The organism is Paenibacillus sp. FSL M7-0896, assembly GCF_037975415.1.
Classification (GTDB): Bacteria; Bacillota; Bacilli; order Paenibacillales; family Paenibacillaceae; genus Paenibacillus_AQ; species Paenibacillus_AQ silagei.
On record NZ_CP150250.1, the window covers coordinates 2,896,473 to 2,919,354 of the forward strand.

At 52.1% G+C, this 22,882-nt stretch carries 21 protein-coding genes; 16 read left to right on the top strand and 5 right to left on the bottom strand.

Translation table 11 applies throughout. The features are described from left to right. Positions 1-7: 7 nt before the first annotated feature. The 10 genes from chvE to dnaN all read left to right on the top strand — a co-directional run bounded on the left by chvE (position 8) and on the right by dnaN (position 11,402). Positions 8-1,117 carry a multiple monosaccharide ABC transporter substrate-binding protein gene (chvE, locus tag MKY12_RS12150; RefSeq protein ID WP_339256084.1) on the top strand — a complete coding sequence of 370 codons (1,110 nt, stop codon included), beginning with the start codon at positions 8-10 and terminating at the stop codon, positions 1,115-1,117. 102 nt (positions 1,118-1,219) lie between these two features. Then, the gene (mmsA, locus tag MKY12_RS12155; RefSeq protein ID WP_339256086.1) at positions 1,220-2,749 is read left to right on the top strand and encodes a multiple monosaccharide ABC transporter ATP-binding protein; all 1,530 of its coding nucleotides are present in this window, start codon (positions 1,220-1,222) and stop codon (positions 2,747-2,749) included. A gap of 6 nt (positions 2,750-2,755) precedes the next feature. Continuing rightward, positions 2,756-3,919 (top strand): multiple monosaccharide ABC transporter permease, encoded by a 1,164-nt coding sequence (mmsB, locus tag MKY12_RS12160; RefSeq protein ID WP_036729333.1) that lies wholly within the window; start codon positions 2,756-2,758, stop codon positions 3,917-3,919. 366 nt (positions 3,920-4,285) lie between these two features. Beyond that, positions 4,286-4,954: a TraX family protein gene (locus tag MKY12_RS12165; RefSeq protein ID WP_339313938.1), complete on the top strand. Its 669-nt coding sequence runs from the start codon at positions 4,286-4,288 to the stop codon at positions 4,952-4,954. 92 nt (positions 4,955-5,046) lie between these two features. Then, positions 5,047-6,555, top strand: a complete 1,509-nt coding sequence (locus MKY12_RS12170) for a copper amine oxidase N-terminal domain-containing protein (protein WP_339313939.1) — start codon at positions 5,047-5,049, stop codon at positions 6,553-6,555. A 159-nt stretch (positions 6,556-6,714) separates the two neighbouring features. Next, the gene (locus tag MKY12_RS12175; protein ID WP_036729328.1) at positions 6,715-7,074 is read left to right on the top strand and encodes a BlaI/MecI/CopY family transcriptional regulator; all 360 of its coding nucleotides are present in this window, start codon (positions 6,715-6,717) and stop codon (positions 7,072-7,074) included. Continuing rightward, on the top strand, positions 7,071-8,498 hold the full coding sequence (locus MKY12_RS12180; RefSeq protein ID WP_339313940.1) for a M56 family metallopeptidase: 1,428 nt from the start codon (positions 7,071-7,073) through the stop codon (positions 8,496-8,498). Before MKY12_RS12175 ends, MKY12_RS12180 begins: the two co-directional genes overlap by 4 nt. 114 nt (positions 8,499-8,612) lie before the next feature. Next, entirely contained in the window at positions 8,613-9,824 is a 1,212-nt protein-coding gene (locus tag MKY12_RS12185; protein ID WP_339313941.1) for a chromate transporter, read from the top strand. A gap of 246 nt (positions 9,825-10,070) precedes the next feature. After that, entirely contained in the window at positions 10,071-10,247 is a 177-nt protein-coding gene (locus MKY12_RS12190; protein ID WP_200869585.1) for a ribbon-helix-helix protein, CopG family, read from the top strand. Positions 10,248-10,274: 27 nt separating this feature from the next. Then, the gene (gene dnaN, locus MKY12_RS12195; RefSeq protein ID WP_339313942.1) at positions 10,275-11,402 is read left to right on the top strand and encodes a DNA polymerase III subunit beta; all 1,128 of its coding nucleotides are present in this window, start codon (positions 10,275-10,277) and stop codon (positions 11,400-11,402) included. 259 nt (positions 11,403-11,661) lie between these two features. Here the strand turns inward: dnaN and MKY12_RS12200 are convergent, their stop codons facing one another. Further along, positions 11,662-13,077 (bottom strand): metallophosphoesterase, encoded by a 1,416-nt coding sequence (locus MKY12_RS12200; protein ID WP_339313943.1) that lies wholly within the window; start codon positions 13,075-13,077, stop codon positions 11,662-11,664. Positions 13,078-13,354: 277 nt separating this feature from the next. On the opposite strand from MKY12_RS12200, the gene MKY12_RS12205 reads away from it, so the two are divergent. Continuing rightward, the gene (locus MKY12_RS12205; RefSeq protein WP_036729316.1) at positions 13,355-13,954 is read left to right on the top strand and encodes a nitroreductase family protein; all 600 of its coding nucleotides are present in this window, start codon (positions 13,355-13,357) and stop codon (positions 13,952-13,954) included. A 79-nt stretch (positions 13,955-14,033) separates the two neighbouring features. Continuing rightward, positions 14,034-14,228 (top strand): hypothetical protein, encoded by a 195-nt coding sequence (locus tag MKY12_RS12210; protein WP_036729313.1) that lies wholly within the window; start codon positions 14,034-14,036, stop codon positions 14,226-14,228. A 114-nt stretch (positions 14,229-14,342) separates the two neighbouring features. Here MKY12_RS12210 and MKY12_RS12215 read toward each other — a convergent pair whose 3' ends face one another. After that, entirely contained in the window at positions 14,343-15,536 is a 1,194-nt protein-coding gene (locus tag MKY12_RS12215; protein ID WP_036729311.1) for a peptidylprolyl isomerase, read from the bottom strand. 254 nt (positions 15,537-15,790) lie between these two features. Continuing rightward, on the bottom strand, positions 15,791-16,126 hold the full coding sequence (locus MKY12_RS12220; RefSeq protein WP_036729308.1) for a LytTR family transcriptional regulator DNA-binding domain-containing protein: 336 nt from the start codon (positions 16,124-16,126) through the stop codon (positions 15,791-15,793). A 184-nt stretch (positions 16,127-16,310) separates the two neighbouring features. Here MKY12_RS12220 and MKY12_RS12225 point away from each other — a divergent pair, with 184 nt between their 5' ends. Continuing rightward, positions 16,311-17,417, top strand: a complete 1,107-nt coding sequence (locus MKY12_RS12225) for a lactonase family protein (protein WP_339313944.1) — start codon at positions 16,311-16,313, stop codon at positions 17,415-17,417. Positions 17,418-17,545: 128 nt separating this feature from the next. Here MKY12_RS12225 and hfq read toward each other — a convergent pair whose 3' ends face one another. Further along, on the bottom strand, positions 17,546-17,767 hold the full coding sequence (hfq, locus tag MKY12_RS12230; RefSeq protein WP_051478328.1) for an RNA chaperone Hfq: 222 nt from the start codon (positions 17,765-17,767) through the stop codon (positions 17,546-17,548). Positions 17,768-17,879: 112 nt separating this feature from the next. Between hfq and MKY12_RS12235 the strand changes: the two genes are divergently transcribed. After that, the gene (locus MKY12_RS12235) at positions 17,880-18,548 is read left to right on the top strand and encodes a phosphatase PAP2 family protein (RefSeq protein ID WP_051478326.1); all 669 of its coding nucleotides are present in this window, start codon (positions 17,880-17,882) and stop codon (positions 18,546-18,548) included. Positions 18,549-18,643: 95 nt separating this feature from the next. Here MKY12_RS12235 and MKY12_RS12240 read toward each other — a convergent pair whose 3' ends face one another. Then, complete coding sequence (locus MKY12_RS12240) at positions 18,644-19,144, bottom strand: hypothetical protein (RefSeq protein ID WP_339313945.1); 501 nt, start codon at positions 19,142-19,144, stop codon at positions 18,644-18,646. A gap of 193 nt (positions 19,145-19,337) precedes the next feature. Here MKY12_RS12240 and MKY12_RS12245 point away from each other — a divergent pair, with 193 nt between their 5' ends. Then, complete coding sequence (locus MKY12_RS12245) at positions 19,338-20,393, top strand: aromatic acid exporter family protein (protein WP_339313946.1); 1,056 nt, start codon at positions 19,338-19,340, stop codon at positions 20,391-20,393. An 87-nt stretch (positions 20,394-20,480) separates the two neighbouring features. Next, a complete protein-coding gene (gene helD / locus MKY12_RS12250; protein ID WP_339313947.1) occupies positions 20,481-22,838 on the top strand; it encodes an RNA polymerase recycling motor HelD in 2,358 nt (785 codons plus the stop codon). Positions 22,839-22,882: the final 44 nt, after the last annotated feature.

Below are 22,882 nucleotides of genomic sequence, written 5' to 3' on the forward strand. Positions count from 1 at the left end.
TGCAGGAATGAAAAAATATTCAATGATCACGCTTCTGCTAACACTGGTACTCATCTTATCTGCATGCGGCAACAGTGGTAATTCATCCAGCAGCGCTGGCAGCTCTTCCGGCGGCGGGGATACATCGAAGGGCAAGGTGGGCATCGCGATGCCGACCAAATCTTCGGAGCGCTGGGTGAATGACGGCAACAACATGGTCAAGGAGTTCGAGAAGCTGGGCTACGGCACAGATCTGCAATATGCGGAGGATGTGGTGGAGAATCAGGTCTCGCAGATTGAGAACATGATCACCAAAGGTGTGAACGCAATTGTAATCGCTTCAATTGACGGTGAGGCGCTGACGGACGTGCTGCAGAAGGCGCATGACGCCAACGTTAAGGTGATCGCTTATGACCGTCTGATCAAAAAAAGTGAATTCGTAGACTATTATGCAACCTTCGATAATTTCAAGGTGGGTGTGCTGCAAGGCTCTTACATTGAAGAGAAGCTTGGCCTGAAGGACGGCAAGGGCCCGTTCAACATCGAGCTGTTCGGCGGATCGCCGGATGACAACAATGCCTACTTCTTCTTCGACGGCGCCATGTCGATTCTGAAGCCATATATCGATTCCGGTAAACTGGTGGTCCGCAGCAAGCAGCTTACGATGGATAAGGTAGCTACGTTGCGCTGGGACGGCGCTGCCGCCCAGTCACGGATGGATAACCTGCTGAGTGCGAACTATGCGAGCGATAATCTGGACGCAGTCTTGTCTCCATACGATGGCATCAGCATCGGTATCCTGTCTTCGCTCAAGGGGGTAGGCTACGGCTCCGGTGACAAGAAGCTTCCGGTGGTTACCGGACAGGACGCCGAGCTGGCTTCCGTGAAGTCCATTCTGGCCGGAGAGCAGACCCAGACAGTATTCAAGGATACCCGCGAGCTGGCCAAGAAGGCAGTGGAGATGACGGAGAGTGTGCTGAAGGGGACCGAAGCTGAAGTCAACGATACCACCACCTACGACAACGGGGTCAAAATCGTCCCGTCCTACCTGCTGGAGCCGGTCTCTGTGGATGCGGGCAATGTGGATAAAGTGCTGGTGGACGGCGGGTACTACACCAAGGATCAGCTGGGACAATAGCCGTCATAGCGCAGGTCTGGCGGGTACCGGCGGCAGCTTCGGAGCAAGGAGCGCCGCCGGAGAACCGCTGCACAGTCACAAGGAAAGCTGGGTGAGAGGCACATGAGCGAAATTATTTTGGAGATGAAAGGTATTACCAAGACATTCCCCGGCGTCAAAGCGCTCTCGTCAGTCAATCTGCAGGTGAAGGCAGGCGAGATCCACGCCCTCTGCGGAGAGAATGGGGCAGGCAAGTCCACGCTGATGAAGGTGCTTAGCGGAGTGTATCCGCACGGGACGTATGAAGGGGATATCTATTACCAGGGGCAGGTATGCCAGTTCAAGGATATCAAGGACAGCGAGGGCCTGGGGATCGTCATTATCCATCAGGAGCTGGCGCTGATTCCGTATTTGTCGATTTCGGAGAACATCTTCCTCGGCAATGAACAGGCCAGACGCGGGGTGATCAACTGGAACGAAACGACGGTCAAGACCAAGGCGCTGCTAACCACCGTCGGCCTCAAGGAATCGCCGTTTACAGGAGTTTCTACGATAGGTGTCGGCAAGCAGCAGCTTGTAGAGATCGCGAAGGCGCTCTCCAAGGAAGTGAAGCTGCTCATTCTCGACGAACCGACAGCGGCGCTGAATGAGGATGATAGCGAGAACCTGCTGCTGCTCATTCTGGAGCTGAAGAAGCAGGGGATATCCTCGATTATCATTTCCCACAAATTGAACGAAATCGAGAAAATAGCGGATTCCGTCACGATTCTGCGGGATGGACAGACCATCAAGACCCTGGATATGAAGCAGGATGCCGTTACAGAGGATGTCATTATCAAAGGCATGGTCGGGCGCGATCTGACGAACCGTTACCCTGAGCGCACACCGGATCTGGGAGAGACGATCTTCGAGATCCGTGACTGGAATGTCTATCATGAGACACAGGCGGGCCGCAAAATGCTGGATCAAATTAATCTCCACATCCGGCGGGGTGAGGTGGTCGGCATTGCCGGGCTGATGGGCGCAGGGCGCACGGAGCTGGCGATGAGTGTGTTCGGCAAGTCATATGGCAAGCGGATCAGCGGCCAGACTTTTATGCACGGCAAGGAAGTACACCTGAATAACATCAGCCAGGCGATAGAGCATGGGTTAGCCTACGTGACCGAGGACCGCAAGCATTACGGCCTGATCCTGATCGACGATATCAAGCGGAACATCTCGCTCAGCAGCCTGAAGAAGCTCTCCCGCCATGGCGTCATTAATGAGAACGAGGAAGTGCTGGTCGCAGAGGAATACCGCAAGAAGCTGAATATCAAGACCCCCAGCATCCTGCAAAAAACCGTGAATCTCAGCGGCGGCAACCAGCAGAAGGTGGTACTCAGCAAATGGATCTACGCCCAGCCGGATGTTTTGATCCTGGATGAGCCTACGCGGGGTATCGATGTCGGGGCCAAATACGAAATCTATTCCATCATCAACAGCCTTGCCGCAGAGGGGAAGGGCGTGCTGGTCATTTCTTCCGAGCTGCCGGAAATCATCGGGATGTGCGACCGGATCTACACCATGTGTGAAGGGCGGATCAGCGGGGAAGTCGAGCGGAAGGATGCGTCGCAGGAGCTTTTGATGAAATTTATGACACGAAGCAGGGGGTAACACCGCATGGGAGCCATTAGTGAACTGTTCAAAAAAAATATCCGCCAATACGGCATGATCATTGCCTTGATTTTTATTTCGGTGTTCTTTCAAATTCTGACCGACGGCATTCTGCTGAAGCCGCTGAACGTGACCAATCTCATTCTGCAGAACAGCTACATACTGGTGCTGGCTATCGGGATGGTGCTGGTAATCATCACTGGGCATATCGACCTCTCGGTCGGCTCGGTAGCTGCCTTCATCGGTGCCCTGTCGGCCATTATGATGGTGGATATGGAGCTGAATCCGGTGCTGGCCGTAGTCATCTCGCTGCTGATGGGCGCGCTGGTCGGGGCCTGGCAAGGCTTCTGGGTCGCTTATGTCAAAATCCCGGCGTTCATTGTTACCCTGGCGGGCATGCTGCTGTTCCGGGGCCTGACGATGATCGTGCTGAACGGGCAGTCGATTGCACCTTTCCCGAAGACTTTTCAGAAGATCAGCTCCGGGTTCATTCCTGATGTCGCAAGCGTGGGCTCGCTGAATGTGCTGACCCTGATCATCGGTGTTCTGTTGTCGCTGCTGGTGATCTATCAGGAAATCCGCAGCCGCAGGATCACAGTGAAGTACGGTTTTGAGCGGTCTGCGGTCTGGATGTCCGTTGCCAAGGCTGCTGCGCTGGTGATCGTCATCAACCTGTTCACCTATGTTCTGGCACAATATAACGGGATTCCTAATATCCTTGTGATTCTGATGGTGCTGATCGTATTGTACTCCTTCGTCATGAACCACATGACCATGGGGCGGCATATCTATGCCCTGGGCGGCAATGAGAAGGCAGCAAGCCTCTCCGGCGTCAAAACCAAACGGGTGACCTTCTGGGTATTCGTCAACATGGGTGTACTCGCTGCCCTTTCCGGTCTGGTCTTCGCGGCCCGGCTGAACTCGGCTACCCCTAAGGCCGGTACGAACTTCGAGCTGGATGCTATCGCTGCCTGCTTCATCGGCGGAGCCTCCGCGTCCGGGGGAATCGGAACCGTAGTCGGTGCTATTATCGGAGGTCTGGTCATGGGCGTCATGAACAACGGTATGTCGCTCGTCGGCCTCGGCGTAGACTGGCAGCAGGGGATCAAGGGACTGGTGCTGCTGCTGGCGGTAGGCTTTGATATCTATAACAAGTCGAAGACAGCCTGATAGTAAGATAGAACCCGGCCGGAACTGCTCCAGAGGGAGCGGCTCCGGCTTGCCTGTCGTACAAGTTCTCCCGCACAGCTTGCAGCATACGGCTCTGGCATGGATAATAGCACCTAAGGTGCTTTATATTTCATGTTATATAGATTGAACTAAAATTTAAGTTAAAGGAAAAGTGGCGGAGGGGAATTTTGGAACTGGAGGAGCGGAAGCGACCGCCTTTGTGTTTGAATTTCTACCGCGTAATGCGGTTTAATTTAGGAAATTCAAACACAACAGCGGCCGGAAGTCCAAAACTTCTCTGGAGTCACGGCTAATCCCAAAACATAAAAACCATTAGTTCAATTTATATAGTACAGGAGGCTACAGATGCAGATTATTGCCATGCTGACCATGCTGATTGACCATGTTGGGCTGATCTTTTTCCCGGGTGAGCTTGCCTGGAGATATGTGGGGAGAATTGCCTTCCCGATCTACTGCTACGCGCTGGTGCAAGGCTATATCCATACCTCCTCCAGACCCCGCTATCTGCGGCGGCTGCTTGTCATTGCGGTGCTGGCACAGATTCCGTACAATCTGGCGATTCATCCGGGAGGCTGGAATGTCGTCTTTACCCTGCTGATCTCAGCGCTGGTCCTTGCCCTGCTTGATAAGCTGCCGAATCTGTGGGCGGGTATTCCGGTAGTGGTTGTAGCTGTGCTGCTGATGGATGCTCTGCCGCTGGACTATAACGCTTACGGCCTGCTGCTGGTGCTGATCTTCCGGTATACCCGTTCTTATGTGCTGGTGCTGGCGCATTTGGCGCTGAATGTATTCTATCTGTTCTATTATAATTGGCTGGTGCAGATGGCCAGCATTATTCCGACCCTTCTGATTGCGCTGACCCCGAGTTTTTGGGTGCTGCTGGAGAAGAAGCGTCTGCCGCGCTGGGTCTGGTGGTGCTTTTATCCGGCCCATTTAGCAATCCTTGCGTTGGTAAAGTTTCTCTTTTTCAAAGAATGGGTATTTATAGAATGGCGGAGTTTATTTAGCGTATGAGGGTTCATCATTTCCAGGTGCTGTATTTACAAATTGATGCTCCTCTGAGATGATGGGTACGTTGCCAAATTATGAGCTAGAGGAGACATGCTATGAAGAAAATGAAAGCAAGAACCAAATGGCTGGTGCCGATTCTCGCCCTGCTGCTGATTCTGTCAGGCTGCCAGGCGGTTGGCGGCTTCGATGTCAATAAGGCACTGCTGGGGGATCTGGATGTCAAATCCTCTGAATCCAGCACTACGATGACCCTGAGCGCTGTTCCTGCTGCAGGCATCACCGCAGAGGACCGCGAAGTTGTTGATCTTATTAATTCCTTATCGCTTACGCTTGGCCATGTGAAGGTTCAGGATAACGGCAATGTCTCGGCCACGGGAGTTGTGGGTTACAAGGAGTTCAAGATTCCTTTCTCACTCTTCACCGACCAGAAGAACCTGGTCTTCACCGCAGAAGGCGCGAAGCAGCCGTTCTACATGCCGCTTCAGAGCAATGAAATGTTGCTCGGCCTGGAAGCAACCGATCCTGCCAAGACCTTGGAATTCACTAAGCTGGCCTCCCAGTTTGTGATCAAGAATCTTCCGAATCCGGGTGCGATCACAGTGACATCAGTAAATGAATCCGTATACGGCCAGCCAACCAGCTTGACGAAGCTACATACGGAAATTACAGGGGAAGAGCTTCCGGTATTGCTTAAGAGCTTCCTGAGATCTGTGTCTAAGGATACCGAAGGCTTCACTGCCCTGATCAACGGACTCTATGATTACATGTATCCGCTGATCAAAGACAGAGCTGAAGATCTGAACAGCATCGGTCTGGGCGATATTCCGCTGGAAGACAAAGAAGGGGTAGTCACCGTAGTGCATGATGCGGCCAAGCTGGCGGTGGATGCTCTCCTGCTCGTCTATGACAAGCAACTGGAGAATCTCTATGAATCGACCCCTGAACTCAAGACTGTTCTCGGCAAGGATACGAAGCTGACTGCGGATATCTTCGTGGATAGCGGCTTCCATGTCCGCAAACAGAACATTGACTTCAATGTTGCTCTTCCGGCCGATGAATATCTGCCGCTGCAGAGCATCAACATGAAGCTGGTGTCCGAGACTTGGAATGTGAATGGTCCGGTAACAGCTGATCCGATCAGCACGACAGGCGCAATTGATTACTCCAAGGGAGATCTTACGCCGGGTGAGACGCTGAGAAGCTTCGATGCCAATTCATCCGTCTATAAGCTGCTCAAAGAGGAGATGGCAATTACCTCCAAGAGCCTGATGATCGCACCGGACGACGATTACTATTATCCGGTCGTGAAGAATGGCACTACCTATGTACCGCTGCGCTATGTGGCAGAGGATCTGGACGCTAAGGTTGAGTGGGATGGGCCTAACAAGTCGATTAAGGTTACCGACGATGTATACGGCGATCAGCTCGTATTCAAAATTGGTTCCGCGCAGGCACAAATTGCCGGCAAGACCGTGAAGCTTCCGTTAGCCGTATTCGTAGATGAGTATGGAGATGCTAATGTGCCGCTGCGTGTATTGGCTGAAGGCCTGCACGCCACGGTTGAAGTGGATGATGACGGCTATATCTGGATTGAACGTCCGTAAGAAGTAACGTTCTAGTCAAAAAACCGGGACCCCTGAGCAATCAGGCGGTTCCGGTTTTTTTTTGCGGGATTACCTGGCGCCTCCTTGACAATATAGGTTTATTGCAATAGACTTAACGTCATTAGGTCTACTGCAATAAACTTATAAGGAGTGAACAGGATGGAGCCCTACAAATTATATGATGCTGAATATAAATTCGCTTGCCTGATCTGGGATCATGAGCCGATTAATTCTACAGAGCTGGTGAAGCTGAGCCTCTCGGCGCTGGGCTGGAAGAAATCCACGACCTATACCGTGTTAAGAAAGCTATGTGAGCGGGGAATTCTCAGAAACGAGGGGGCCATGGTCACAGCTGTCATCCCGAAGTCGGAGGCGCAGCGGCATGAGAGCCAGACGGTAGTGGACAAAGCCTTTGGCGGGTCGTTGCCGCAGTTTTTGACTGCTTTTCTCGGGGATAAGAAATTGTCCGCGAAGGAAGCGGCAGAGCTGAAGAGGATTATCGAGGAGGCCTCCCAATGACAGATCTGTGGATCAGCATTCTGAACATGAGCATTACTGCCAGCTATGTAGCCGTCGCCGTAATGCTGGCGAGAGTTCTGCTGCGGCGCGCCCCCAAGATCTTCTCCTATATGCTATGGTCCGCAGTAATGATCAGGCTGATCCTGCCTGTCAGCTTCACTTCAAGCTTCAGTATCCTGAGGCTGGCAGGGCCTGCAGGCTCGTCCGGCACAGGGCAGCTGCAATTCGTTCCGAAAAATATAGGGAGGCAAGCGCAACCTGCATTGGACACCGGAACAGGTTCAGCAGGAAGCCTGTGGAACAGTCTGCTTCCGCCCGTAGCACCGTCAGCAAGCGTGAATCCGGTGCAAGTCATCCTGTGGGCCGGCAGTATGATCTGGCTGACAGGTGTCATAGTACTGCTCCTGTACAGCGTGTTCTCTTATATGAGAGTCATGCGCAGTGTCCGTACAGCAACAATTGTGAAGGGGCATGTCTTTGAGACGGACCAGATCATGACTCCGTTCGTATTCGGCTTCTTGAAGCCAAAGATCTACATCCCGGCCGGGATGAGTGAACAGGAGCTGTCCCATATCCTGCTGCACGAGCAGACTCACATTAACCGGCGGGATTACCTGATCAAGCCGCTGATGTTCCTGCTGGTCATTCTCCATTGGTTCAATCCGCTGATGTGGCTGTCTTTTGTGCTCATGAGCAAGGATATGGAGATGTCCTGCGATGAGGCGGTAATCCGGAAGCTGGGTCCGCAGGTTAAAAGCAGCTACTCAGGCTCCCTGCTTGGATTTTCAACCCGCCGGAGCGGTCTTATGACCGGCAGTCCGCTGGCTTTTGGAGAGAGCAGTGTAAAGGCACGGATTAAGCATATTCTTGCTTACCGCCAGCCGACCTCGGGGAGTGTGGCCGCTTTTACCCTCGTCCTTGTGATCCTGCTGATTGGATGTACCGCTAATCCCAAGCCTGTGCATCGTCCGTCGCAGCAGCTATATTCCGGTTATACGGTGGATCAGCTGCTGGAGAATAAGACAAAGTATATTGGCGACGCCAGCAAGGTCACAGCGCTGCTTGGTGCAATGCCGCTGCCCCAGGGACTGGAGAGGGCAGGCATTGAGCTGACAACCGGCTCCCGCCCGTATGAGTTAACCATCAATTATACAGTGAACGATATTAAGGGAATGTGGAACGATGAGCTTCAGGCGTTAAGCCGGGAGCCTCTCCTGCATAATTCGATCCTGCTGTTCAGCCTGATTGATAACGCGGATATTATTAATTACTCACTTGCTGATGAAGGCATAACTTACAGCTTCACGTTCGCCAGAGAAGAGATGGATAAGCTGCTTGGAGAGGATGTCCGCCCTTATGGAGCGGATGAAGCTGGCCTTCGTAAGCTGATTGACCGGCTGGAGAGTGTCAAGCTGACTCCTTAAATGCCGATTTTCACTGCATATTTACGAAACACTGCTGCACCTTTTATCCAATGCTTGAACGCGGATGATAATCTGGAATGAGGTATACATTCTGGAGGCAAGGGAGCAACAGGTATGCAAGCAGAGAAACAGACGGTACCGGGAGAATATCGGAAGGGGAAAGCTGGAGCTTTACTTGAGATCCTGTTTGTATCGGCCCAATTGGGTCTTACCTCCTTCGGCGGACCGGTCGCCCATCTGGGTTATTTCCACAATGAATATATCCGCCGCCGGAGATGGATGGATGAACGGAGCTACGCGGATCTGGTAGCGCTCTGCCAGTTCCTACCGGGTCCCGCGAGCAGTCAGGTGGGGATTGGCATTGGAATGGTGCGGGCAGGTTGGCTGGGTGGTATAGTGGCTTGGCTGGGCTTCACTTTACCTTCCGTCCTTGCGCTGGTCGCGTTTGCCTTCCTGCTGCAGGGCTATGATATTGCCGATGCAGGCTGGATTCACGGTCTGAAGATCGTAGCTGTAGCAATTGTTGCCCAGGCCATCCTTGGCATGGGGCAGAAGCTGACCCCGGACCGGGAAAGAGTAGCCATCGCGGTTATAGCGGCAGGTGTTACATTATCATGGCAGACGGGCTACAGCCAGATTCTCACGATTGCTGTAGCGGGCATAGCCGGGGTATGGCTGTACCGCCACAGTTCTACGGAGAACGTGACAAATCTTCCGATCCCCATCCGCCGGTCGTCTGGCATCGTTTGTTTAGCATTGTTCGGCGTACTCCTGATAGTGCTCCCGTTCCTTAGAGGGACGGCTGAGGCGGGACCGTTAGCGATATTTGACAGCTTTTATCGTTCTGGTGCCTTAGTGTTCGGCGGTGGACATGTCGTGCTTCCGCTGCTGGAACAAGAAGTTGTTCCTGCCGGCTGGGTGAGCCAAGCCGAATTCCTGGCGGGATACGGGGCCACGCAGGCTGTACCGGGTCCGTTGTTCACTTTTGCAGCCTATCTTGGGGCAATGACCGCCGGTGTTCCCGGGGCCATCGTGGCCACGCTCGCGATTTTCCTGCCAGCCTTTCTGCTGGTTGCGGGGGCATTGCCTTTTTGGAACAGCTTAAGAAGGAGCCCCCGGATGCAAGGATCCTTAACCGGAATCAATGCCGCTGTGGTCGGAATCCTGCTTGCCGCCTGGTACGACCCCCTGTGGACGACAGCCATCCTCGCGCCCCTGGACTTTGCCCTCGTTGTCATTCTGTTCGTAATGCTGGTCTTCTGGAAGCTGCCGCCTTGGTTGGTTGTGGTAGCCGGTGCGGCGGGAGGAATGGTGATTGGATGGTGACTTAACCGTATAACTCATGGAACGCTCCATGTTGAACTGGCCTTTGCTTAATTGCGAGGTCAGTTTTTTGGTATACAGCCAGGTTCATCATTCATTCGTAACATTGTAAGCCCATAAGTCATGTGGTAAAATAATAATAGAAATATTGAAATAGGTAACCTAAATCAAAAAAAGAGAGGACTAATTAAATTGACTCAAAATGATCTAAAAATAGGTCTTTCTAATAAAGAAGGTCAATTAGGGTTCATGTCTGCAAGAGGAGGTCCCCGGGAGGGAGCAGGCCGCAAGAACATAGGTGTAACGAAAAAAGTCTCGGTAACCTTAACTAGTGAGCTTTGGGAGAAGGTTGAACAACATTGCGCAGAGCATAAATTGTCCCGATCGGAGCTTATCCGATCTCTGATTGAGTCTACCGATTTGTAATGTAGCTTATGGAAGCGGGTGAAGCCAGTGCGGATCAACGTAAGCAAGGATATTCTTCTCAAAGCTCTTCAGCAAGTGCTTAAGGCTGTACCTGCAAACCAACAGATTCCCATACTGGCAGGGGTTCATATACAAGCTCTAACCAATGAACTAGTAGTTACGACATGCAATAGCAGTATGACTATCCAGTATCGAATTCCCGGGGAAGATACCTCTTTGACGGTTCAGAGAATTGGAGAAGTGGTTGTACCGGCAAGGTATTTCTGCGAAATCATACGTAAGTCTGATGCTGGGATGATTACTTTGGAAGTCGACAGATCCTTACGGCTCACTATCTCCTCAGAACATACACAAATTCGGTTATGTGGAATGGATGCTGTAGATTATCCGGCGATACATCCTGCTGAGAATCATGCTGTACTTAAATTAGCAGTTAATAATCAACTGTTGAAGGCTTCTATCCTACAAGTAGCAGGAGCGGCTTCTTTATCAGAACATAGGCCTGTGTTGACCGGGGTATCTTTTCAGTATAGAAATCATCGGTTACAGTTAACGGCTACTAACGGTATTCGTCTGGCTTCCCGGACTATAGATGTGGAACATGATGCTGAGATAGAGAGGCATATTATTGTACCTGGCAGAAATTTAGTTGAAGCGGTTAAAATCATGGACGGCGAGGACAGAACAACAGAAGTTGAAGTAACCAACCGTCATGTTAGATTCACAGCTAACCATATTATGGTTCAATCTGCTTTAATTGAGGGGGAGTACCCGTCCCTGCACCATGTGATTCCGCACACTTTTATATCAGAGATTACAATTGGAACAGCGCCTCTGTTAAAAGCCGTCGAACGGACGACGGTATTGGCGAGTGAAAGTATTATAAGGTTAGAGACCACTGCCGACAGACTACGTTTGTTATCCCAAACCGCAGAAATCGGAGATATAGAGGACGAGGTATCTATACTCGAGAAGAACGGGGAGGATTTCACGATCTCGCTAAATGGAAAGTATGTGGCAGACATCCTAAATGGTACGAGTAGTGAGTTCGTACGCTTGCGATTCACCGGCAAAATGAGCCCGATGGTCATACACCCGAAGAATGATCTTTCTTCAACTTTTTTTCTAATTACTCCAGTGCGAACCGCAAAGTAAGCGTAAGGCATAGCCCTGTTATCCGTAAATTAAAAGCAAAGAGAAGCGGAGGGGAAATTTGGAACTGTAGGAGCGATAGCGACCGCCTTTGTCACCGGATTTCTACCACGAAGAGTGGTTTAAATCAAGAAATCTGGGGACAACAGCGGCCGTAAGTCCAAATGTTCACCGCAGCGCCGACCCTGCTTGGATTTCAAATCTTAACTATTTACCAATTCACACAAGGAATTGCCGAACGTAAGGGAGGCTTTGCTGTCTGCTATTGTGTAGTCAGAACCATCTCCAGCGAGGTATTGCTCACTTCTGCGTGCTCCGCCATACTGCGGATATATCCGGACATGAAGCCGCCCTCCATACTCTCCCACAGCTTGAATCCCGGCATCGCCCGGATCTCCTCCAGCGAATCAGCAGCGTTCCCGGCAAAATACTTCACGTTCAGCTTCGACATCACCTCAGCCATCGACTGCTTCTGCGCCTCCGTGAAGCTGCTCTCCTTAAGCCGTTTCATCGCTTTGTCATATGAGTTCTCTGCAAAAATTTGCTCCGCATACGCTTTGAAGTTCAGCAGGTTCGGATCAGTCTTGTGGTTGGCTTTGGCCCAGCCGTCAACATCTACTTGAGCGGTGTGGTAGGTCACGGCCCGTGAAGCGGGATCGAAGGTCATTCTGCCGTACTGGTGCGGATTCACCGCGAAGGCGCTTGTAGCAATATCATAGACAGGTAAAGCCGGATCTATCGAGGCTTCTGGAGGATCGCGGCGGATATCCTGCATATGAATATGCCCGGATAATACCAGGTTTAGCCCATTCCTGCGAAAAGCCTTCATCGTCTCCTGGCTGTTATTGAGCTTGAACCCGGAGACGGCCATGGAGGTATGGCTCAGCAGATTATGATGCATCACGGTAATCACAGACGCATGCTCCTGAGCGGCCCGCTTCACATTGTCGTCGATCCAGGCAAGGGTGGAGGGCAGCAGGCGCCCGTCGGTCTGCGGAAAATTATATTCTTCGTTATGTGCATACTGGGCACTATCAAGCATCAGCAGCCACAGGCCGGGTGATGCCTTCACCGCATAGCTTAAGCTGTCCGCATCCCGCGAGACCGCCTCGTTATATCCGAAATCATCATAGATGCGCAGGAAATCCTCTACATTAATATGCTTGGCAACGACCTGCTTGTCACCGTCGAACGATCTGGCCCAGGGGTTATTGATATCATGGTTGCCTGGAGTCACGTAGACTCGGGTTCCCGCAGCCTCCATCCGGTGCAGCTTCGCGGCCAGCTCTTTATGACTGCCAGCTTCACCGTTATTCGTGAGGTCGCCGCTCAGAATGAGGAAGGCCGGCTTGTTCTGTTCCACATCCCGGACCAGAGCTTCGGTCAGCTCATCGCTGTAAGGAAGCATTTTGCCATCGCCGCCTGTGACATAGGTCTGGAAGGCTTGACCGCCGTCCTCCAGGGCTTTGTCCAGATAATGCATATCGGTGGCGACCCAGAAGGATACAGGTTCTCCGGGTTCTGCAGCAGGGGTCACGGCCTCAGCAACTGCTGGAACAGTATTCAAGGCAGAAGAAGCGGAGTCTTCACACCCGCTGAGGATGAGGATGGAGGAGAGGAGCATCATTAAGGTGAGCTTCACCGCATGGATTGTGCGGTTATGAAGCGAGACGCGCATAGCTTAACCTTCTTTCTATATTTTAGCTGAATCATTGTAGCTTATTTATGACCGGGTTGTATATACGATATGTTAGCTGTTGTTTCTAAACCTCCAGAATAGCTTATAGAAAATAGTGGAAGGTGCATAAATGAACGCAATTCAGCGACACTAAGAGCGGTTATACAAATAAAGAGCTGGTACAGGAAAAAGTTGTGAATGATGTGTTGTATTCAGGTCGGAAAAGTGTTATGATTAAAAAAAGTAAGTTACTTAATTAAATGGAGGTAGTTATTTTATGTCTAAGACTTTTTTTGAAGCGGTAAAAGGCAGACGTTCCATATACGCCATCAGTAAAGAATCCCCAATCTCTGATGAACAAATTCAGAAGATTGTAGAAGAGGCTGTTCTACATAGCCCAACTTCCTTCAACTCGCAAAGCTCCAGAGCTGTAGTATTGCTGGGCGAACAACATGATAAGCTGTGGGATATTACAGCAGAAACCCTGCGTAAGATCGTTCCTACTGAACAATTCGAAGGCACAGCTCAGAAGCTGTCCTCTTTCAAAGCCGGCTACGGCACTGTGCTCTTCTATGAAGATCAGGCAGTGGTGAAGCACCTGCAGGAGAACTTTGCACTGTATGCTGAGAACTTCCCGATCTGGTCCAACCAGTCCTCCGGGATTCTGCAATATGTAGTATGGACTGCCTTCGCCGAAGAAGGTCTGGGAGCCTCCCTTCAGCACTATAACCCGCTGATCGATGATGAAGTGAAGGAGACCTTTGGTATTGCTGCGGACTGGAAGCTGATTGCCCAGATGCCATTCGGTAACATCCTGACTCCTCCAGGCGAGAAGGAATTCCAGCCGATTGAAGAGCGCGTGAAGGTAATTAAATAAGCAAACCCTGCGGTAAGCAGTTTAGAACCTCCCTGATCCGGCTAAGTATGAGTATAGCCCGATCAAGGAGGTTTTTGTCATGCCATGGAACAAGGAGAACTACCCGGATTCACTGAAGAATTTCACGGCGCCTGTACGCAATAAAGCGGTAGAGATCGCCAATGCGCTGCTGGAGGACGGATATGAGGAGGGGCGGGCCATCGCCATTGCCACTGCACAAGCCAAGGAGTGGGGCGAGAATCACGATAAGCAGATCCGCAAAAAGGATCACTGACCGCTCTGCCTGGACTTCGTAGGTGAGGCGTCCATCTGGACATAAGCAAAGAGGACAAGCGGTTATCCGCCTGTCCTCTTTGTAAGTATAGCTTGTACACCACTGCGCTATTCGTTATTTCGTTGCAGGAGCTTCCGTAGCAGGAGCTTCCGTTGCAGCAGCAGGTGCTTCACTGGCTGCCGGAGTAGCAGATGCATCCGGTTTATCGGTCAAAGTATTCGTGATTTTGGCATTCTTGTTCAGATCAGCGAGCCAGGTAGCGGACATCTCGGATACCTTTTGGGACATCAGCGTCTTTTTGATCTCGTCTTTCTTCTCGGCCAGTGTATATTCCTTGGCTTCCTTGCGGTCGGTAACCTTAATAATGTGGTAGCCGTAATCGGATTTCACTGCACCGCTGGTTTCGCCAACCTTCAGCTTGAAGGCAGCATCGGAGAACTCAGCAACCATGTCTCCGCGTTTGAAGAAGTCAAGATCGCCGCCTTTGTCCTTCGAGCCGGTGTCAGCGGATTTTTCCTTAGCCAGTGCAGCGAAGTCTCCGCCTTCTTTGAGCTGCTTAACGATGGCATCAGCTTCTTCCTTGGTCTTCACCAGGATGTGGGAAGCGCGAACTTCTTCCTCCTGATTGTATTTCGCTTTGTTTTCTTCGAAGTATTTGGAGATTTCATCATCGGTAACCGTTACCTTCGGTTCTACCAGCTTGCGGATTTCAACCTGGAGCGGCATTTGCTTCTTCAGGTCTTCAATGGTCATCGAGCTCTGCTGCAGAGCGTTATTCAGAGCTTCCTCGCCGCCGAACTGGGTTTTGAGGTTCTCGATCTCTTCATTGATGTCTGCATCGGTAACCTTAATGTTGGCTTTCTTGGCTTCCTGGCCCACCAGTGTAGTGGTGATCAGGTTTTGCAGGGTCGATTCCCCGCCGGCTTCAACCAATTTATCATACAGCTGCGCTTTGGTGATGTCTGTTCCATTCACAGAAGCAACAGCAATTTTGCTGTCATCTTTCTTGAAAGGTTGTACAATCAGCACTACGATTAGCGCTGCTGCCAATACGAGCGATGCAATCATCCAGCCTTTGCCGCCGCCGGATGGAGCAGGTGAGGAAGGAGGAGTACCGCCGCCGCCGACTTTGTTCATCACGGGAACGCTTTCTTCAACTCTTGGAGCTGTTCGTACAGGTTCCTGCGGTACAGGGGCTGTTCCGGCAGGTTCAATAACTTCTTCCGGAGTACTCACAGAAGCGTCGTTCTCTTCCGGCGTAATGCCGTTTTCTAGCTTGTCATTTTCATTGAAATCTTTTTTGTCCATTATAATTAATGACTCCCTTCAATATAGGTGGTGCCTGTCTTTCTACAACTTTACCAGAAAACAGAATTCCAAACCTTAAGAAAGTATAAAAAAGCACAATTACTTTTTAATATTCCATTAAGAAACAGGTAAAACACAGGAAAAACCGGAGCAGCACGGGTGTCCCCATATGCGCTCCGGCCTGATGAGAGAGACTGTAATGATTCGAATAGAATAGTACCAAGGTGCAAGAGGTGTGCGGATAACGCTCCGGCTTAAGAGCTCAGTCCCCTAAGCAGATGACGGATGTTCTCCTGCTTGCGTCTTGGAACCCGTACAGACTTGGCATAGAGGCCCATTTCACCGAAGTAGATGCAGTCGTCCTCGATGGAACTGATCTTGTTCAGATTCACGTAGCAGCCACCGTACACATGATAATAGCTGTTGCTCGACAATAAGCGGTTCAGTTGCTCGGCAGTCATTCTCTTTTTAATATTGTAGTTTCTGCCGTGAAAAATGACCAGGTCATGGTCCCCGACCTTAAAGAACAGAATGTCTGTCTCCACCTCGAAGTCCTCATATACATTTCTGGCTTCCAGCAGGCTGCTCATTCGTGTTCCCCCTTTATCTTGATTAATAACATTAATGTTAGCGCTTTCATTATATCATACTCTGTTTGTTTTGAGAAGTCTTATTTTTGAAATGTTTTTTGTCATTTTTTCCGTTGCATTTGTCATCTCTCACGAAAAAATGTAAATTATATAGATGGCTATTTAACTTGAGGAGGAATTCTAGATGAACGAGAAGACGAAGCTGCTGTTATTTACCGGTTCATATGCCACCGCAGAAGAGAGCGGAGTCCAGGTGTTTGCCTTTGACGGTGAAGCCGGAGGCACGCTGGAGCGGCTGGATACCGCAGAAGGCCTGACGAATCCTACGTTTGTCAATGTGGACCCTTCCGGGCGGAAGCTGTATGCCATAGGGGAGAAGCCGAACGGTACGGGCGGAAAGGAAGGGGAGGTTATAACCTTCGCTATCGATCCTGAGACAGGCAAGCTGACCGAATTGCAGCGGATTCAGACTATGCCTTCCGAAGGCACAGGCCAGAGCACGACCTGTAACATTAACCGGGACGCGAGGAATGAACATCTGGTCGTGTGCAGCTATCACGGGGGATCGGTCGGATTGCTGAAGCTGGATCAGGACGGACTGCCTGTAGCATTGACGGATATCGCTCAGCATACAGGACATGGGGCGACTCCGGGCCAGGACCGTCCGCATCCGCATTCGGCCATCTTCAGCCCTGATGGACGCTACCTGTTCGTCTCGGATCTGGGACTGGATCTGATCCGCAGCTACCGGATAGATACAGAAGCGGGAACCTTTGAAGCGATTGGAGATACCCCGCTGCATGCCGGGGCAGGACCGCGGCATTTCGTGTTCCATCCAGACGGGAAGTCCGCTTATGTCATTAATGAGCTGGATAGCACGGTGACATCCTTCCTGTATGATGCTGCGGCAGGAACCCTTAAGACGGCTGCTACCGTATCCACACTGCCTGATGGATATGGGGCCGGCCAGAACAGCTGTGCAGAGATCTCGTTCTCCAAGGATGGCAAATATCTGTACGGCTCCAACCGCGGACATGACAGCATCGTTCAGTACGCTGTGAATCCGCAGACGGCCGGGCTGACCCTGGTAGAGCATGTATCCACCAGAGGCGGACATCCCCGCCATTTCACGGTTACACCGGATGGTGCATATCTGATTGTTGCCAACCGGGACGGCAATAATCTGGTTGTCTTCTCCCTGGACGAAGGCAGCGGCCGCCTGAGCTTCACCGGCAATACAGCTGAGCTGTCGAAGCCGGTGTGCGTGATGCCGGCGGTCTTCCCTGCGTAGGACTGGCAGCCTGGCCCTAAGGAGACAACGGCAAAAGGAACACCGGGATGCTGCTCCGGTGTTCCTTTTGAGTTCCTGAACGGTTCATTTGTAGTAGCTTAGGTTAGAATGTGCGCCGTGCAGACAGCTTATTTGAGTGAGACGGGCTTCAGCGGCACCACGGTAGAGACTGCCGATTTGAAGAGTACATTCTGTCTCCCGTCACCTTGACCCTGCAAGGTGATCGTATAAGCGTCATAAGAGGTTACCAGTCCCTGCATTTTGACTCCGTTAGTTGTAAAGATCGTCACAGGCATCTTTGTTGAGATGCACTGGTTCAACAAACGTTCCTGCAATTTTAGACTTTCCACTTGGCAGCACTCCATCTTTAATTAAAATAATTTCTCCAGGCCATTATAACACGGGACAGACCTCCCCAGGAAATGTGTTCATAAGGCCTGACAAATAGACAAGGGGGTAGTTATGCTATATTATCATTACTGGTCCCGCGGATTCCGGCGTTTTATATGGTTTTTGCTGGCTTTTATCCTGATCGCATTGCTGGTTAAGCTGGGTGGGGCCGAAGGCTTCGACCATGCGGTGATCCGGTTCGTGCAATCGATGGAATCTCCGCCGCTGACGGCGCTGGCCAAAGGCTTATCCCTGGTCGGCTCCTCGAAGCTGGCGGTCGGGATCTCTCTGCTGACTATGCTCATCTTGTTCTTCGCGCTGAAACACCGCCTGGAGCTTGCCCTGTTCCTGTGGGTGGGCCTCGGCTCCCAGCTGCTGAACACGCTCTTGAAGCTGTGGTTCCACCGGGAGCGTCCCACCATTCACAGGCTGATTGAGCAGACAGGCTACAGCTTCCCCAGCGGACATTCAATGGCGGCCTTCTCGTTATACGGGGTCATTGCCTACCTGCTGTGGCGGCATATGCATAATCGGAGCGAGCGGTTACTGCTGATTCTGTTCACTGTGCTGATGACCGGGGGGATCGGCTGGAGCCGGATTTATCTGGGGGTGCATTATCCGAGTGATGTAATCGGCGGCTACGCCGCGAGCGGAGCCTGGCTGATGCTGTCGGCAGCCTGCTTCGAGGCTTACCGGAATTACAAGGCGAATCCGCGTAACACAAAGAATGCCCGGAAGTAGTTACTCCGGGCATTCGGTGCCTGTTCTGTTGCATACTGCTTCTATCATTAGGAGGACGGTCTGGCTTGTCTTCCTTGGTGACGATGCCTTATAGTTCAGGGGGCCTTCGTTGCAGCCGGCGGCGGTGACGGCTTGCCCTGGTGAAGCTGGGCTACGCGGCTGAGGCTGCGCTTGATCAGCGTTGGCAGGCCCGGCTTCAGCTTCGCCGCGTCTTCCTGCGTCAGCTTCCCATCCTTGACGAATCCATCCAGCTTCAGGCTGGCGGCATCGCTCAGCTTCTGGACATACTGCTCTTCGCTCCAGCCCTTCTTCTCCTGGGCCAGACCCGCCAGGGTCTTACCCGATTTCAGGCTGGCAATCAGCTCCTCACGGCCCATTCCGAGCAGCTCGGCCGTTTCGCTGATAATGAAATGGCCTCCGGCCCTGAGATTCCGGTCCCCGCTGCGGGGAGGGGTATGCTCTCTGCCGGTATGCGGTGAGGCCGGGGGAGGGGTGGCTCTGCCTTTGGGAAGCTGCTCACCGAAGGCGGCGGCTGGAGACAGGGCAAGCATCATGGCTGCTGCCCATGCGGTTAGGGTTCGGGTCGTTTTTTTCATGGATACACCTCTTCTGTTGGTTGTAGTTACTACCCGGTATAACAGTATTCCCTGAAAGCTGAAAGAATCCTGAAGCCCGGCTTAAGACATACTAAAATTCGCCAGCGCAGTTCATGGGTAATAACAAGATATACATAAAGGATGAACATCCGCAGTAATTATGATAAGCTTCAAGCTCTTGGGAGGGATGGACTTGGCTTTCGGTGCCCGCATACTCAAAACAGGAATGGCCGTAACGCTTGCTCTTTATCTGTCCGTTCTATTCAACTTCGCCTCTCCTGTCGGTGCGGCTATTGCGGCAATCTTTGCTATGCAGCCCTCCATATACAGATCATGGCGGTATTTCCTCGATCAGATCCAGACCAGCACGATGGGGGCGGTGATCGCGCTGCTTGGCGGAATGCTGCTCTCCAATGAACCGATTGCGGTTGGACTGGTATGTATCCTGGTGATTATGATTAGCATGAAAATGAACCGCGCCGACACCATCGGCCTGACGCTGGTCACCGTCATCTCCGTCATGGAGGCATCCGGCCAGTGGCAGTTCGCGTTAACCCGGTTCCTGCTGACCCTGACCGGGATTCTGTCGGCTTTTATTATCAATATTTCTGTATTTCCGCCCCAGCCTCGCAAGCAGTACATCCAACAGATCGAGAATGTGTTCACCAGCCTGTCGCTGCTGCTGCGGACGGCAGTGTCGCATGAGATGAAGGAAAGTGTATTCCGGGATGAGAAGAACGGCCTGGAGGGCGCGATTAAAGCTCTGGCTGACAAATACGCGTTGTTCGAGGAGGAGCAGAAGCAGCTCCGCAGGGCTAAATACAGTCAGACGAGGCAGATGGTAGTCTACAAAAACCTGCTGAATTCCCTGCAAAAGGGCTATCAGGTGCTTGAGGCGATTGACCGGCATTATTTCCAGGCCGACCGGACGGAGCAAACGGATGAGCTGTTCGACCGCCATCTGGAGCAGCTGATTAAGTATCATGAGTACATTCTGCTGAAATTCGAGGATAAACTGAAGCCGGGAGCCAATGACTCCGAGCCGCTGGCGGAAGACAATGACCGCTTCCTGAAGTCCGCCATTAACGGGTATGATCCGCAGAAATCCGGGCAGCTTCGGCTGTCGGTGGTGGCTGCGGCCATCTATGATTACGGCTATCAGCTGGAGCGTCTGGATAAGGTGGCTGACCAGATCCACCGGATGAATGCAGAAGACAAGGAAAGTGTAGTGCTGAACGAGAAAATATAGAGCACAAGCTGAATATAGCAAAAACTTGTAAAACGACTACAGAGTTGGTAACATTGTTAGTCAACCTTCCGAAGGGGATGAAATGAATTGGATAAACATGATCACGAGTGGCAAAAGGAGCAGGAGCGGGTAAACGGTATCACGAGGCTGCTGTCTACCCATATCCGGCTGCTGTCAGAGGAGCTGGGACTCCACCGCACGGATGTCGTGGATATGCGCAAAGACTTCTGGGAAGAGGTTACAGTGAACTTCAGCAGCCCCGACGACCTGGGGGAGACTTCAACCAGTCTGCGGCAGCAGGCACAGATTCTGAACGAACGCGAACGCCATCATCTGCAATCCAGCAAGGCGCTCAAAAAATATAAAAAGCTTGTGGTATCGCCCTATTTTGGCCGGATTGATTTCTCGGAGGCGGGGGATGCTGCGGCTGACACCATCTATCTGGGCATCGGTTCGCTGATGGAAGATAACGGAACCTTCCTGATCTACGATTGGCGTGCGCCAATCTCCAGCCTGTATTATGACGGGGCGCCGGGACCTGCATCCTATGAGACGCCGGGCGGACAGATTACAGGCACCATGGAGCTTAAGCGGCAATTCGTGATTGATAACGGTGAGATTGAAGTCATGTTCGATACGGGCGTCACTATCGGCGATGAATTGCTTCAGCAGGTACTGAGCCACAGCGCCGATGACCGGATGAAATCGATCGTAGCCACCATCCAAAAGGAGCAGAATGCAGTCATCCGCAATGACCGGAGCCGGATGCTGGTTGTGCAGGGAGCCGCCGGGAGCGGCAAGACGTCAGCGGCGCTCCAGCGGGTAGCCTATCTGCTCTACAAGTACCGTGAGGTTCTTCAGGCGGATCAGATGCTGCTCTTCTCGCCGAATCCCTTGTTCAATAGCTATGTATCTACTGTGCTGCCTGAGCTGGGGGAAGAGAACATGCAGCAGACCACCTTCCAGATGTACCTGGAGCACCGGCTGGGCCAGGAATTTCAGCTGGAGGATGTGTTCAGCCAGACGGAGAGTCTGCTGAATGCCCCGGACGGGGAGGAAGCCTACATCCGCCGGGAAGGTATTGCATATAAATCGTCGGTAGCCTTCCTTAGCGCCATCCGGCAATATGTGAATCTCCTGGAGCATGAAGGCATGCTGTTCAAACCATTGATGTTCCAAGGAAAGGCTGTTGCCACTAAGGAAGAGATGGAGCGCCAATTCTACAGCTATGACCCGGGCATCAAGCTGGCGAACCGGATTGAGCTGATGACGGGCTGGCTGCTCAAAAAAATTGCGGCCTTCGGCGCAGAAGAGCGGAGTGCGGCATGGGTAGATGAGCAGATTGAGCTGATGGACAACAGCGATTATCAGCGGGCCTATAACCAGATGCGCCGTAAGGGCGGAGGGCATAACGACAGCTTCGATGATTATGATGCGGAGCGAATCCTGCTTGCCCGCTACGTGGTCAGCCAGCGGCTCAAGCCGCTGCGCGGCTGGACCAAGCGCGGACGCTTCGTGGATGTGAAGGCGCTGTACAGCCGCTTATTCGAGGGTCGTGAGCTGATAGAGAGCCTGGATACCCGCCAGCCGCTGCCTGAAGCATGGGATGAGATCTGCGCGCAGACGCTGGCTGCGATTAGGGGCAACGAGCTGGCCTATGAAGATGCGACGCCGTTCCTGTATTTGAAGGAGCTAAGCCAGGGCTTCCGGACGAACACGCTGATCCGTCATGTTATTGTGGATGAGGTGCAGGATTACTCGCCGTTCCAGCTCGAATTCATGCGCCGCCTGTTTCCCCGGGCCAAAATGACCGTGCTGGGCGACCTGAATCAGGCGATCTATGCCCAAGGCGAGGTGCTGGGAGATCTGGCCGGACTGGTGAGCATCTACGGCGAAGAGAACACCGAGGTGATCTCGTTGACCCGCAGCTACCGGTCTACGTATGAGATTGTTGAATTCACACGGGCGATGATTCCCGGCGGCGAGAAGATCGTACCCTTTAACCGCCGGGGGGAGGAGCCGCTATTGACGCTGGTGGACAGTGAAGACGATCTGCTCTCCTCAGTGGAGCAGGATGTGCTTAAGCTTCATGCCCAGGGCTATCATTATGTGGCTGTAATCTGCAAGACAGCAGAAGAGAGCGCACAGGTATACCGTGAACTGGAGAAGCGGCTGCCGGTGCGGCTGGTCACGAAGGAAACGCCTAATTTTCAAAAAGGGACGCTGGTGCTTCCGGCCTACCTTGCCAAGGGCGTCGAGTTCGATGCCGTAATTATCTATGACGGTTCCGCTGAGAAATACGGGCGTGAACATGAACGTAAGCTGTTCTATACTGCCTGTACCCGGGCGATGCATCTGCTTCATATCTACAGTCTGGGACAGCCAAGCCCGTTCCTGCCTGCTGCTGTGCGTGAAACGGTTACGGCTGGTATACAGGAGAAGTGAGTAACAGTTGTACAGACAAAATAAACCGCCTGCGCGTGTGACGC

Excerpts from the sequence above, each read along its gene's own strand:
- MKY12_RS12225 (WP_339313944.1), top strand. The coding sequence starts at position 16,311 with ATGAACGAGAAGACGAAGCTGCTGTTATTTACCGGTTCATATGCCACC.
- MKY12_RS12175 (WP_036729328.1), top strand. The coding sequence starts at position 6,715 with ATGGAGCCCTACAAATTATATGATGCTGAATATAAATTCGCTTGCCTG.
- MKY12_RS12210 (WP_036729313.1), top strand. The coding sequence starts at position 14,034 with ATGCCATGGAACAAGGAGAACTACCCGGATTCACTGAAGAATTTCACG.
- MKY12_RS12215 (WP_036729311.1), bottom strand. The coding sequence starts at position 15,536 with ATGGACAAAAAAGATTTCAATGAAAATGACAAGCTAGAAAACGGCATT.
- MKY12_RS12170 (WP_339313939.1), top strand. The coding sequence starts at position 5,047 with ATGAAGAAAATGAAAGCAAGAACCAAATGGCTGGTGCCGATTCTCGCC.
- mmsB (WP_036729333.1), top strand. The coding sequence starts at position 2,756 with ATGGGAGCCATTAGTGAACTGTTCAAAAAAAATATCCGCCAATACGGC.
- MKY12_RS12240 (WP_339313945.1), bottom strand. The coding sequence starts at position 19,144 with ATGAAAAAAACGACCCGAACCCTAACCGCATGGGCAGCAGCCATGATG.
- MKY12_RS12200 (WP_339313943.1), bottom strand. The coding sequence starts at position 13,077 with ATGCGCGTCTCGCTTCATAACCGCACAATCCATGCGGTGAAGCTCACC.
- MKY12_RS12205 (WP_036729316.1), top strand. The coding sequence starts at position 13,355 with ATGTCTAAGACTTTTTTTGAAGCGGTAAAAGGCAGACGTTCCATATAC.
- MKY12_RS12185 (WP_339313941.1), top strand. The coding sequence starts at position 8,613 with ATGCAAGCAGAGAAACAGACGGTACCGGGAGAATATCGGAAGGGGAAA.
- MKY12_RS12220 (WP_036729308.1), bottom strand. The coding sequence starts at position 16,126 with ATGAGCAGCCTGCTGGAAGCCAGAAATGTATATGAGGACTTCGAGGTG.
- MKY12_RS12180 (WP_339313940.1), top strand. The coding sequence starts at position 7,071 with ATGACAGATCTGTGGATCAGCATTCTGAACATGAGCATTACTGCCAGC.
- MKY12_RS12235 (WP_051478326.1), top strand. The coding sequence starts at position 17,880 with ATGCTATATTATCATTACTGGTCCCGCGGATTCCGGCGTTTTATATGG.
- MKY12_RS12165 (WP_339313938.1), top strand. The coding sequence starts at position 4,286 with ATGCAGATTATTGCCATGCTGACCATGCTGATTGACCATGTTGGGCTG.
- mmsA (WP_339256086.1), top strand. The coding sequence starts at position 1,220 with ATGAGCGAAATTATTTTGGAGATGAAAGGTATTACCAAGACATTCCCC.
- MKY12_RS12190 (WP_200869585.1), top strand. The coding sequence starts at position 10,071 with ATGTCTGCAAGAGGAGGTCCCCGGGAGGGAGCAGGCCGCAAGAACATA.
- chvE (WP_339256084.1), top strand. The coding sequence starts at position 8 with ATGAAAAAATATTCAATGATCACGCTTCTGCTAACACTGGTACTCATC.